This window comes from Candidatus Neomarinimicrobiota bacterium (assembly GCA_034716895.1).
GTDB lineage: Bacteria > Fidelibacterota > UBA8477 > UBA8477 > JABMPR01 > JABMPR01.
Map to the genome: position 1 here is coordinate 1 of JAYEKW010000167.1, position 13,101 is coordinate 13,101.

12 protein-coding genes are annotated in these 13,101 nt (G+C 44.1%); 7 read left to right on the forward strand and 5 right to left on the reverse strand.

What is annotated here, in order from left to right:
- Window positions 1-551: 551 nt before the first annotated feature.
- A complete protein-coding gene (locus U9Q77_10535) occupies window positions 552-3,794 on the reverse strand; it encodes a putative Ig domain-containing protein (protein MEA3287794.1) in 3,243 nt (1,080 codons plus the stop codon).
- A 273-nt stretch (window positions 3,795-4,067) separates the two neighbouring features.
- Between U9Q77_10535 and U9Q77_10540 the strand changes: the two genes are divergently transcribed.
- The 6 genes from U9Q77_10540 (at window position 4,068) to U9Q77_10565 (ending at window position 8,866) form a co-directional block, all read left to right on the forward strand.
- A complete protein-coding gene (locus tag U9Q77_10540) occupies window positions 4,068-4,826 on the forward strand; it encodes a hypothetical protein (protein MEA3287795.1) in 759 nt (252 codons plus the stop codon).
- Window positions 4,827-5,021: 195 nt separating this feature from the next.
- On the forward strand, window positions 5,022-6,614 hold the full coding sequence (locus U9Q77_10545) for a S41 family peptidase (protein MEA3287796.1): 1,593 nt from the start codon (window positions 5,022-5,024) through the stop codon (window positions 6,612-6,614).
- A gap of 164 nt (window positions 6,615-6,778) precedes the next feature.
- Window positions 6,779-7,357, forward strand: a complete 579-nt coding sequence (locus tag U9Q77_10550) for a MotA/TolQ/ExbB proton channel family protein (GenBank protein ID MEA3287797.1) — start codon at window positions 6,779-6,781, stop codon at window positions 7,355-7,357.
- 29 nt (window positions 7,358-7,386) lie between these two features.
- Entirely contained in the window at window positions 7,387-7,803 is a 417-nt protein-coding gene (locus tag U9Q77_10555) for a biopolymer transporter ExbD (GenBank protein ID MEA3287798.1), read from the forward strand.
- A gap of 3 nt (window positions 7,804-7,806) precedes the next feature.
- A complete protein-coding gene (locus U9Q77_10560; protein MEA3287799.1) occupies window positions 7,807-8,214 on the forward strand; it encodes a biopolymer transporter ExbD in 408 nt (135 codons plus the stop codon).
- A 4-nt stretch (window positions 8,215-8,218) separates the two neighbouring features.
- Window positions 8,219-8,866: an energy transducer TonB gene (locus U9Q77_10565; GenBank protein ID MEA3287800.1), complete on the forward strand. Its 648-nt coding sequence runs from the start codon at window positions 8,219-8,221 to the stop codon at window positions 8,864-8,866.
- 138 nt (window positions 8,867-9,004) lie between these two features.
- Here U9Q77_10565 and U9Q77_10570 read toward each other — a convergent pair whose 3' ends face one another.
- The 4 genes from U9Q77_10570 to U9Q77_10585 all read right to left on the reverse strand — a co-directional run bounded on the left by U9Q77_10570 (window position 9,005) and on the right by U9Q77_10585 (window position 12,056).
- Window positions 9,005-10,195, reverse strand: a complete 1,191-nt coding sequence (locus U9Q77_10570; protein ID MEA3287801.1) for a hypothetical protein — start codon at window positions 10,193-10,195, stop codon at window positions 9,005-9,007.
- 6 nt (window positions 10,196-10,201) lie between these two features.
- Window positions 10,202-11,122, reverse strand: coding sequence for a hypothetical protein (locus U9Q77_10575; protein MEA3287802.1), 921 nt, complete (start codon window positions 11,120-11,122; stop codon window positions 10,202-10,204).
- Between the two features lie 144 nt (window positions 11,123-11,266).
- Entirely contained in the window at window positions 11,267-11,560 is a 294-nt protein-coding gene (locus U9Q77_10580; protein ID MEA3287803.1) for a hypothetical protein, read from the reverse strand.
- A 1-nt stretch (window position 11,561) separates the two neighbouring features.
- A complete protein-coding gene (locus U9Q77_10585) occupies window positions 11,562-12,056 on the reverse strand; it encodes an asparaginase domain-containing protein (protein ID MEA3287804.1) in 495 nt (164 codons plus the stop codon).
- Between the two features lie 244 nt (window positions 12,057-12,300).
- Here U9Q77_10585 and U9Q77_10590 point away from each other — a divergent pair, with 244 nt between their 5' ends.
- Window positions 12,301-13,011, forward strand: coding sequence for a TIGR00730 family Rossman fold protein (locus tag U9Q77_10590; GenBank protein ID MEA3287805.1), 711 nt, complete (start codon window positions 12,301-12,303; stop codon window positions 13,009-13,011).
- Window positions 13,012-13,101: the final 90 nt, after the last annotated feature.

Here is a 13,101-nt window from a genome sequence, read left to right on the forward strand (position 1 = left end):
TGGTGAATCTGATTTTGGGATTGATCGAAACCACACCTGAATTACTGGCAGCCGCTGATCTTAATTATGATACTCAGGTTACGGTTCAGGATTTGATATTTATTATTGATATCATTATTCAGTAATAACAGAAAACCAATTATACCAAATTTAGTTCCACTTGCGCGTTCCAAGTAATTCTGTCAGTGTGTCCTCATTTGTCTTTGCGAGGACTGTAAGGACGTGGCAATCCATCTGCGCATCTGCTACGATGGATAAATCTCCAAGTTTAGTCATAATTTTGAGATCGCCGCGCGCTGCTCGCGAAGACACAAAACGCGCATTTAAAGCTGAAATTGGTATTATACCAACTTCATAGGGCAGTGCCAGACACTCAGTGAGCGAGCTACGCTTGAGCTGTTTCCGAAAACAGATTCACCTTGGATTCAGTGCCTGCTATGACAATTATTCGATAAACTCAGCGCAATGAACTGTGCACAAAAGCTGAGGTTTATCAAACATAAAAAACCCACCTGAGCAGGTGGGTTTTTTTGTCCTGTTTGGAAGTAGGATCAATACAGGAATTTCATAATGAACATAGCGCCAATACCGGCCAGGGTGATTAAAAAAGCGCCCATTTGACGAATGGGAGTTTTGGGGTCTTGAAAGACATTGACCTCAAATTCATGAAAACTGGAAGAACCTCGGGAGTCAGTAAGTTCAATGATAAATTTATTGGCGCCCTCATTGGAAGCATCCGGGGTCCAGGTGATCAACCCATCGTTCTCATTCATCTCAGCACCGCTGGGCAACTGAATCTTTGAATACTCGATGCCATCCTCATTCAGGTCGCGCGAGGTGATCTGATAACGATATTCGCGATCAGCTAGTACAACCGCTGATGGCGTTGACGTTACTTCAGGGAGTGCATTCACAAAGAGAGTGATCTTTTGCACGTTTGTGATATAACCATCGGTAACACTGACCTTAAACTGAGCCTGATTGATCTGGTCAGTTTTTGGTGTCCAGCGCAATATGGAGCCATTGGTAAGTTTTACTCCTGCTGGAGCATCATAAACTTTGTACACCAGATTCTGGTCGGAATTCAGGTCAAGAGCCTTGATCTCATAAACGTACTCCTGACCGACAATAGCCATGGTATCTGCTTTAGAGACTATCACTGGTGGTGCATTAGCATAAACGGCAAACTTGTATGTGTCGGAACTGAATTTATCAGAGACCTTGATAAAGATATCATTCCAACCTTTTTGGGTTTTGGCAGGTGTCCAGTGGATCTGGCCGCTGCTTGAGATTTTCATTCCTTTAGGGGCAGCTAAAAATGAATAGCTTAGTTTTTGGCCCTTATTCAGATCAGTGACCGTAATATTCGTTGTGAAGGGTCGTGCAACCGTAGCCAGGGTATCCGTAATTTTCCCCAACTCGGGTGGGCTATTGACATAGACCGTCACTTTCTGGAGATCGTCCCTGAGACCGTCAGATACTGAGATGGTAAAGGTTTGTCGGCCCAGTTCTGCCTCAGTGGGGGTCCAGGTGATGCGACCGCGGCGACTAATGGTCAAATTGGGTATACTGCTTTCAGAAAGCAGGAAGCTGATATCCTGATTATTGTTGGGATCTTTCACTTCAACATTGTAGTGCCAGGGTTTGCCCACCGGTACATGTGCATCATATTTAGAGCTGATCACTGGTGGTGTATTGGCGAAAATGGTAAAGGAGTCCAGAACGGTGGACATATCATCGGTCAACTCAAATAGAATATCATGGAATCCGGTTTGTTGCGCCGCCGGTGTCCAGGTGATCCGTCCAGAAGATTCCATAACCAGGTTTTGAGGTGTTCGCAGTGGAATAAGACGAGCGGTGTTGGGGACATTCTTATCCTGAATGTTCACCTGACCGATATAAGGTTCATTAATGAAAGCAACGGGTCCCGGTTTTTCCAGGATAAGCGGAAAAATGTTAACGTAGAGCGTGAATTTTTGCAACGTTCGCTCAAAACCATCACTTACACTTAAGGTTACATACTGAGAATCCAGTTGTGTATCACTGGGGAGCCAGCGTATGAGACCTTCTTCATCCACCTTCATTCCGGCCGGGGCGGATAAAAGCTCATACTCAAAATATTGTTCCTGATTCAGATCTTCCAGCTGAGTTTGATAAAGATATTGTTGTCCAGTCTGGGCCAGTGGTGTTGGTGTCGAAAAAATATCTGGAATATGATTTACATACAGGGTAAAGGTGGTATCCAGATTCTGCCCAAATGAATATGAAATCTGATGGTAACCCAATTGATCTTCAGCCGGATGCCACCTCAGAATAAAATCTTTGCCCAGACGCATACCCTCGGGGTAGGTTTTAAACTTAACATAAGCCTGCCCAGGGTCGATATCGTCCTGCCGGGGTATATTGTGAACAAAACTTTCACCGACATGCAAGATCACGTCAGGAGCTTTGGGCTTTCTTCTCATTTCAGGAATGATGGGCAATTCATCAGGTGAATCAGAAGTTACCTTTTCCAGCAGGGGTGTTATAGAGGTAGGTATTGTCCCAAGATCTTCCTCGATGTCCAGATCATCCTCAAACTCAGATGTGGTTGCCAACACTTCAATTTGATGTGGTTCAATAGTGTGCAGCTGGTAGCGACCATGTCTGGCCAGGAGTAGTCCACCCTGAAAAGCCAGTACATCACTTCCCATAAGCTCTTCATCACTGATAGAGCTGAATTGGTTAAATCCATTTCCAGGTGATTCCTGCTCAAAATAATAGATTTGGTCACCCGCCCGAATCAAACATTCCTGCAGACTATTGCCATCCAGATCGGCAAAAGCTAGTTGGTGTATCGGTTCACGAAAAGATTTCCAGACGGATCCGCCGTAATTCGCATCGTATTGATAGATGCGACCTTTGGAGCTACCCAGATAAACCAGGTTTGATCCTGATCCATCCAGATCTGTGGCAGAAACCCCCCGTGGACGTATGATCTCAGTAATCCCGGCATCAAGCTGCATAGGTGATAATTTTCGAGTGTTATACCGATCCTCTCCGGTAGAAATAATACCGGCGGCAATGAGTTGATCGCTATGTTTTTGGAAGAGCAGAATATCTTCAATTTGATCTTTGTTGATATCAGTTAAAGTCAGGAGGATAGAGGCTGGACTTTTAGTCATCTCAAGTGGAAGACCAGAGAATTCGACCTCGATCGCGGCCGAACTCAGGTCACCCTTGAATTCAATAACCAGTAGGTTTGTTTGAGGGGCGCTGAGTGAAACGATGATCTCAGTCAGGCCATCATTGTCAATATCGCCGGACTCAATCTGGTTTGGCCTGGCATATAGCCCATTATCGGGTGCCCAGCCCCATTGAAAACTGGGGATGAATTCAAACTCACTGCCATTCCACTCAAATCCGTACATCCAGGGGGCTTTGTTTCCGGATGATGCTGAAATGAGCTTGGAAACAGCCACCAATTCAGGCCTTCCGTTTAGGTTCAAGTCTGCTAGCGTAAAATCAACCCACTCACCGACCAGGTTTTCAGGTAAGGCAAACTGCCAGGTGATCTCAAAATCACCATTAGGGCTAACCTCAAATGTTATTAATTCAGATTTGCCACCGGCGACCTTACGGATCGCTCCAAAATCATTGTTACCATCGTGATCGAGATCCCCCAGATCCATCAAATGCTGAATGTCTCGCAGGCCGTTAGCACCCCATAGGCTGGTGGTTAACAGTATGATCAAGAGCGGGGCTAATAAGATATGATGTAGTATGACACGACTAGAATAATGTTTGCTCATCATGGAAACCCATTTCTTTACATTTAAAAATATTGAATCCTACTCCAAACTTTTAGCCAATTTATCGGGCTAAGCCACTGTATGCAATATAAATTTAAGCTGACACTTAAAGTAAACCCTTAAAAGACTTGTGTAAAAAAATGGGTATAAGTATATTATGACAACAGCTTGTTTTAAGTTGAAAAGAAGCACAAGTTATCAAGCAATATTCTGTGATCAGAGTGCATGAAGGGTTGTTCGTGTTCCATCACTTGTTATAGGGAGGTAAATCAGAAAATGAAACACTGGATAAATATTAGTATTTGTTCGCTGCTGACAATCGGGTCATTGCAGGCTCAGTTTGCTGAGGGGCAGACCGTACTCCGGGGAGCTATAGGACCGGCTTTTTCGTATTTGATCTCCTTTGAGTTGGATGGAGATGCTTTTGCCGATCTAAGTAATTTTTCATCAGACTTTGATCTCAGTTTGGATAAAAGTAGCTCGGTTATCAATAGTGAAGCAATGGTAGTGACCGGTTTTGAAGGTTTTGGAGAAGTAACTCCTCACTGGACCATCGGTATGTATGCCGGTCAGGGTGAATACCTGGCTTATACTCAGGATGCCGCCAATGTGGACTACATGATAAATTTTACGGTTAGCCAGGTTGGTATAACGGCCGAGTTCAATACGCATTCTCGATCCCGCTTCAAATTGTTGGGGGGGTCACTCTTTGGCATTGGTCAGGCATCCCTAACTGCCAGCTCTTCCCCCGCCAATGAGAGCTGGACCGATATTGTTTCTGGCTCTGATCCTGGAGGAGCACCTTCCACCAGAAAGGCATTTGAATTATCCTCATGGACTCCGGTCATTCAACCATATTTGGGGTTGCGTTTTGATGTTTCACGTTCTATCGGCTTTAAGACCATTGCTGGTTGGAATGAACAAGTGGCTGCTGCAGGATCCTGGAAACTGTACCACAACAAAGTGATCTCTGATTCACCTGAAGTCCAGTTACGGGCGCTGTTCTTTCGCTTTCAGCTTTACGTGATTCTCTAACTGAGATATGAGGATGCTATAGTTAGACATTTTTCTCATTGTTTAGACCGTTTTGATCATTTCCAGTCTGGAAAGTGGTTTATAATTATCCGGTAACACCCAAATGGGTACTTTCATCAAATCAATGTATCCACTACCTTACAAGCCGTAAGTTAAATCGGAATTAAAGAAGAAGACCCGAATAAGTAAATAGCTATGAAAAATATAAAACGAATTACCGTGATCGCTCTTATCCTGGCTGGTCTCTTTGCCTTGAGTCCTTCTGGACAAGCTCTGTTTGCCCAGGGGAGCGATTTTTACAATAAATGGCGAGATTTCCAGGATATGGTAAAAATAATCAACACCAATTATGTTGAAGATGTTGATTGGGAAAAAACCATGATCGGTGCTCAGAAGGGATTGATGGAAGCCCTGGATCCTCACTCGGTATATATTGTGGCTGACCGTATGGATCAGATCAATGAAACCTTTCGGGGCAATTTCGAAGGTATCGGTATCGAATTTGATATTATCGATGACTATATCACTGTGATCACTCCCATCGTCGGTTCTCCCTCCGACGGCTTGCTACATCCAGGTGATCAGATCGTCAAGATTGATGATGAATCTGCCTACAAGATCACCCGGGATGGTGTCTTTGAAAAACTACGGGGAGCCAAGGGTTCAAAAGTTAAGTTGGAAATTGCCAGGCTTGGTGAAAGTGAGCTGATCCCGGTAACCATTATTCGGGATAAAATCCCTATTTACAGTGTGCTAGCCAAATTCGTTATGGAAGACGGAACTGGTTATATCCTGTTGAATCGTTTCTCATCCACTACTTCAGAGGAGATGATCACAGCTATCACCGAGCTTCAAGGCCAGGGTATGACCCGTTTAATGATTGATCTGCGTAACAATAGTGGTGGCTATATGGATGAAGTTATCAAGATCGTGGATCATATTTTACCAGGCGGGGAAAAGATTCTCTCGACAAAGGGTCGTCTTAAAAATGCCAATGAGGAAATGTATTCAAAACATAAGCCTACTTTCTATAAACAACCCATTATTGCGTTGATCAATCGGGGTTCAGCCTCTGCCAGTGAGATCCTGGCTGGTGCCTTACAGGATCTGGACCGAGGGCTTGTAGTCGGTGAGACCAGTTTCGGCAAGGGTCTGGTCCAACGTCAGTATCCCCTGCGTGATGGTTCCGCTGTTCGAGTAACCGTGGCTCGCTATTATACACCTAGCGGCCGATTGATCCAGCGACACTATGAGAATGGTGATGCCCGGGATTATTATCTTGAACTGAGTGAGAGAGATGATAAAGATACAACCGACCTAAAGGATAAGCCTCAATTTAAGACCAAAATGGGACGCACAGTGTATGGTGGTGGCGGAATTACTCCAGATATTTTTCTTGAAGATCCGGCAACCATCTCCCGATCTCTGGCAAAGGTCAGACGACATGACATCAGATTCTTTTTTAAGATCGCTTCAGACTATGCAGCATCTCACCCGGAGTTGGCAGACGATTGGCCAGCTTTTCTAAATGATTTTGAGATCGAAGATGCCTTTTTGGAAGAAGTTTACAAGAAAATCTTTGCGTTGGAAGATTTGGAACTGGATGAATCCCAGATTAGAGAGGATGACGAGACCATCCGGTATTATCTTAAGAGTGAACTTGCCGGCAAAGTGTGGGGAAGAAACGAGCAATATCAGATCAGGACGGGAATGGATAATCAGATTCAGGAAGCCCGTCAATATTTTGAGAAAGCTCGTGAAATTGCAGCAACAGCAGACTATTTTTAAGGAAGCATTGGCCGGAGCAGAAACTCACGGTTGAAGTTGAAAATTGATTGACTTTAGAGACGTATCAAACTATGATTGTCCGGTTAGTCAAATCGAGTTGAAATCTATATAGGATTAGGAGGAAGATCAGGATGGTTAATTGGTTTTATAACGGTGGGCCTTTTATGTGGCCAATTCTTGGTGTATTTATTTTTGGACTGATATTTGTCGTCGAACGCTCAATCAGTCTTTTAAAGACAACAATTCAGACCTCATCTTTTCTTAAAAGAATTGATGTTACCTTAAAAGAGCAGGGTGTGGATGCTGCACTGGAAGTATGTCGCAACACTCCCGGTTCCATTCCCAAGATCTACCTGGCTGGTCTTTCTCGAGCAGATCGTGGCACTGTTGCAGTTGAAAAAGCAATTGAAAGTGCCGGATCCATTGAAATGTCTTTTCTTGAAAACAATATGATCTGGCTTTCCACAGTAGTTTCTCTTGCACCCATGTTGGGATTCACTGGAACAGTCTTTGGTATGGTCAACGCTTTTGATTCCATTGCCGCTGCAAATGATATTCAACCAGCTCTGGTTGCTGTAGGTATCTCCATGGCATTGTTGACAACCCTGTTTGGTTTGGTCGTGGCTATAATTATTCAGTTTTCCCAGAATGTTTTCACCTTTATGATCGATAAACTGATCGTTAAGATGGAAGAGTCCTCTATCGATCTGGTCGATACGATGGAATCAATAGAGCAAAAATAATAACACCATAGCCGGGGTTAGCTGAAATTATGCTGTTAAAGAACAAGAAAAAGCGAAGCGGCGGAGAAATTCCCACAGCATCCCTCCCGGATATTGTGTTCATGCTGTTACTCTTCTTTCTGGTTACCACGACCATTGATATGGACAAGGGACTGGGAATGGTTCTTCCAGACAAGGGAGAATCAGTTGAAGTGCACAAGAAGAACATTACCAATATTCTGGTGAGTGCTTCAGGGAAAGTAGCTATTGGGAGTGGTGGCGATATTCGTATTGTAGATGTCCGTGAACTAAAACCGATAGCTCTACAGCTCTTGGCCATAAACGATAAGATGATCTTTTCTGTCAAAACAGATTCCCGGACTATGTACAGCGTCTATGTTGATGTGATTGACCAGCTCAAGCAGGCCAATGCCAAACGCATCTCGATTGCGGATCCGGAGAGTTAGATCATGCGCCTAAAAAGAAAAATGAAAACTGAAGCCGGGATTCCAACATCCTCGCTTCCCGATATCATCTTCATGTTGCTGATCTTCTTTATGGTTGTGACGGTTTTGCGTGAATTTCAGGGATTAAAGCTGATTCTTCCTGAAGCAAAAAAGATCGCCAAGCTGGAAGGAAATAAACACATCTCCCACATTTGGGCAACTGCAGAAGGAACCATTTCAATTGATGATATGATCATCGATATGGGTAAAATTCGAACGATCATGTACGATAAGGTCGTTGCTGATCCACAGCTAACGGTTTCTTTGAAAGCGGATCGTCAAACAGCTATGGAGATCATCACAGATATTCATCAGGAACTGCGCGAGGCCTCGGCCTTGAAGCTTAACTATTCAGCAAAACCGAGGGAGTAGGACTATGCTTGAACAACAATATCCCCATGCCTCGGTAAGCCTGCATCATCGCAAGTATCTTGAAATTGGTGCAATTGTCGTATTGGGTATTTTTACAGTTGTCCTCTATGCTATTCCGAAATTTACTACAGAGGTACTCATTCAGGAAGAGTATGTGGCTCCCATTGAGAACATTGAGATTCCACCAGAGACTCAACAGTTCGATAAACCACCGCCACCAGCACGTCCTTCAATTCCCATTGAATCTGAAGATGAAGAGATCGATGAAGACTTTACGATTGAAGAAACCGATCTGGAAGATTTTGAGATTCTGGATGAACCACCGCCACCACCAGAGAGTACTGTGATCTTCATCGCGTATGATGAACCACCAGAGCCAATGGGTGGCTATGCCGCAATTCAAAAGGCAGTTATTTATCCTGAAATTGCCCGAGAAGCTGGTATTGAAGGAACGGTAATCGTTCAGGCTACTATTGGAAAAGATGGCCGGGTTAAGGAAACCATCATACTCAAGGGTATTCCAAAAACCGGGCTGGATGAAGCTGCCATGGATGCCATTAAAACCATTAAATGGAAACCAGCTTATCAGCGTGATAAACCAGTAACAGTTAGAATATCTGTTCCTGTAGTTTTTCGCCTCAAGAATGGTTAATTGATCTAATACTCAAAAAATCCTATTGTGATTCAAAAGACCGGGCTTGTCCCGGTCTTTTTTATTTACAAATGTTTCACATTTCATCGACTAATACCATTTTCAGTTCAAAATGCGTATCCCGAGGTCTACTCGACATTAAAAGCCAGGCAGGTCAGCCTTCTCATGGTGCAGTGGAACGCCATCATCATAGACTTTTCGTTGTGGTTCCTCAGACATGAGGCCGGGAAATTGAGAGTAGAGGCTGGTTGCAAAAAGAAAATCCAAATGCTCATTACTTTCTGGACTCCAACCCATGACCCGCTCCCAAATCTCAGCGGATTCCATGCAAAAGTAGATAAAAAGATCCTCACTACCATAGGAGCGAAGTGCCTCATAAACGGTACGATACATCTCAAGTCGCAGAGGTTTGGGATAGCGCATTTTACCATCCATACCCCTGATCAACTCAGCAAACATGATCTTGGATCTGGGGAATTTCTCCAGGACTTTTTCCTTCATATCCGGAGGGAAACGTAGCGATCCAATTGATATCCAGGCTACATTTTCAGGGTCTACCACTTCAAAGAGCTGGCGGATCAGATCAGGATAAGACCGTTTCCAATCATCATGATAAAGCAGGGGGTCAAAATGAAACCCGATCTTATATCCAGCTGCCTGTACCAGCCTCATGGCTTCCAGACGCTCTTTCAGTGAGGCAGCTTTGTGCTCTTCAGCATCAATGATCACCTGTGGATTGACTGACCAGGAAATGACGGTATGACCTTTATGATCCAGCTCGAGGAGGTTTTCGATCCGGTTAGACTTTGTTTTTAATTCCAGTAGAACATTTTTCAAATCCGCAAAATAGTTAACGATATCACGGGAGAATTCAGATGATGAATCAAAAGCCAGACTATCGCTTAATTCTCCAGTGCCGATCCGAAAAAAACGCTGGGGTTGTGTGGCGATCTTATCCTTGACCTCGGTAAACAATTTTTCAGTGTTGGCATAAACGGTAGTTACCGGATTATTGAGATAAAACTGTAGAATACAATAGGTGCAATCAATGGGGCAGTTAGTGGTTTGATTGATCACATGATAATTACAGCAACGGTAAGCTCGGTCGGTTCCTGGACACTGCTTGACCGTATGTCCCTGTTGCTCTGTGAGCAGGATTTCCCGCTTGGCTGGGGTCGCTTCCCGCCTGAACATGGTTTCCTTGCGGTCCTCTGTGATCTCACCCTGAAAAACTATTGCCTGGGGATTGTTTTGAATATAACGATGGACCAGATCCTGGTCTGCGACTTTTTGATCAACAATGATCTGCGTGATCTTGGGTTCTTTCATAGGGTTCTAGATATGGCTGAAAATATTGTTAAATGCTGCGGAGGAAAGCTTCTGAAGGGTTGAATCAAGGTCAGCAGTATCTTTGGCGTGAAAGGCAATGTCAATTCCCTGACGTTCAAAAGTAGGATCCCATTTGATCTTAACCGAATCGGGTAGTTTTGCAGAATCAAGCGTCTTAGAAAGATCAACACCAGCCTTTGTGAGAGCTGGGAATCGGGCAGTAGTGATCTTATCCCGGATCTCCATCACAGCAAGACGATTATCCTCATACTCGATGTCTGCCATCTCCCATAATCCCATTTCTCTGGCTTTGGTTTGGAAATCCACATCATCCCTGCCTGCCATTTCCCAGATATTTTGAATGATCTCAGCGGTCATGTTAATGCCGATTTTCAAGTTTTTGATAAAGCGGGTAACCCAATCGAGGTGATCACTTGCACGCTGGAAAATCAGAGCGCGTTTCAAGCTAAGATCTTTTTCAAGAATGAATTGCTGCAGCTCAGGTGGCAGCTTCAGGAGAAAAAGAACCTGATCAATCAGTTTTTCACGGGGAGCCAGATCCATCTTGGGGTAGATCTTATCAGCCAGCATTGATCGGGGAACCCCTAGCTCCAAAGCTGCCTGAGTCAGCAGAGCCTTATCCATAAGGGTCATAGGCGTGTAATATTCAATAATCAGTTCCAGCAATTCCAGAGTTGATTGAGATTCCTGGATCAAATAGACCGGTACGGTAGCTTGACCAGCTTCCTGTGCCTCTAGAAAGCAATGGATGTTTCCCACGATCTTGATACAAGAGGGTGTTTGGTAAGCCAGGACAGGTTTCAACAGCTTTGACTCAGAGGTATTCTTTCGCTTAAATGGCAGAGCGGTAAAACTGGAGTGAATGGTGGGGCCGATTGTTGTCAGTTCTTTTACGGTAATTTTCATACTGGCAATATGTCTTGAATTGAAAAAAATCAAATAGAAAACAGGAGACAGAACTCCGAAAGCAAAGATTACATGGGCTTAATTAGTGTGAGTCAAGTAGGGAACTGTTTTAAACGGTTTAGGAGGAGAGCTGATAGATATACACTAATCATCCTGTCTCTTGCGAGCCAAAGACAATCCACCAAATCCACTAATGACTGCCATGTAAAACCCAAAATCATACCACCAGCCCGTGTTGTTTGGCTCATAAACTCTGGTCGTTTCATTAAAGAAGCCTACAATGAGTGATAGGGGGGCGACCCAACCATGCCAGACTCCCTTGAAAAAACCAGATGGAGTATGCCCAACAGTCTCACTTGGGTTTGGCATGCAGGCAGATAATCCCACAATTATCAGAATACCGACAACTGCAATGATAAGCACTTTCTTCTGTTTCATATTAAACCTCCTGAAGCGTTTCAAATAGCCCCTTGGTTTTGTTCTTACGGACATTATCGTGGCTAAAATACTGTCCGTTCATGGCAATATATACACCGGGTGTTAGCGTCTGAACATAGGCCAGTGCAGCTCCCATGTTAAAAAGCCCATCGGAACTTCCAAAGACAATGGGTATCATGGCACCAGTGAGGATAACGGTTTTATCTGAAAGGTGCGTTGCCAGAAACCGGGCAGTTTCAACCATGGTATCTGTCCCGTGGGTAATAATGATCTGGTCAGTTGTGGTTTTTCGACAATGGGTAAGGATAATATTACGATCGTCCCCAGTCATTTCAAGGCTGTCGATCATCATCAGGCTGCGGATTTTGATATCCAACTGGGAGCGACCCTGTTCCAGCATTTGTTTTAAATGGGTGTCCTGAAAGTAAAGATCACCATTGAGCTCATTGTATTCTTTGTCAAATGTGCCCCCGGTAATGAAGATTTGGATTTGCATAAAATTTTGGCTCCTGTTGAGTTCAACAAATAGATCGACCGTTAAATCTGTTCAGATAAGGGACTCAGGGCAAGACAATAAGCTCCTCAAATCACGAGAGCTCACAACCCCGGCTGTTTCCCAAAAATAGTAGCAGGAAAAACTCTGAAAATTGCTTACACTTCGAACCATCTGAATTAGGGAGCTTACTCTTAAGTGAAATGCTGATGAAAGCTGTAGAATCCGCCCTGGAAGGAGCAATGAAATGAATGTAGATAAACGGGTTATCCGCAAATTTGAGAAGAAAACCTGGAGTGAGGTTAAATCCAAGAATTCCTGGCAGGTCTTCAGGATTATGGCAGAATTCGTCGAAGGCTTTGATGCTTTAACCGAGATCGGACCATCGGTAACTGTGTTTGGGTCAGCCCGTACAAAAAAGGATGATCCCTATTATCAGACTGCTTATGAGCTTGGTATCTTGCTGGCTCGTGAGGGACTCAGCGTGATCACCGGTGGTGGTCCGGGCATTATGGAGGCCACTAATAAAGGAGCCATGGAGGCGGGGGGAGCATCTGCTGGTGTTGGCATCGAGCTGCCTTTTGAAGCATCCAATAATGCCTATATCGATGCGGATAAGAATATCACCTTTCGCTATTTCTTTGTACGAAAGCTTATGTTTTTGAAATATGCTCAAGCTTTTGTAGCCTTCCCGGGTGGTTTGGGCACTCTGGATGAATTGTTTGAATCTCTCACGCTCTCCCAAACAGGAAAAACCCCGAAATTTCCCATCCTGTTGGTTGGTACTGATTATTGGTCAGGTCTGGTGGACTGGCTCACATCCAAGGTGTTGGAAGAGGGTAATGTCAATGAGAATGACCTGGAATTATTCCGGGTGGTTGATACTGCTGAAGAGGCTATGGAGGCCATCACCGGGTTCTTTGTCAAGTTCCGCAAGGAGATGGTGCCGAATTTTTAAATCGAAACCACGGATTACGGTCATTACACGAATAGAAAAAATTGAATCAGCTGAGTTGATATAACTCGAATGACGAATTCAATACTCTGT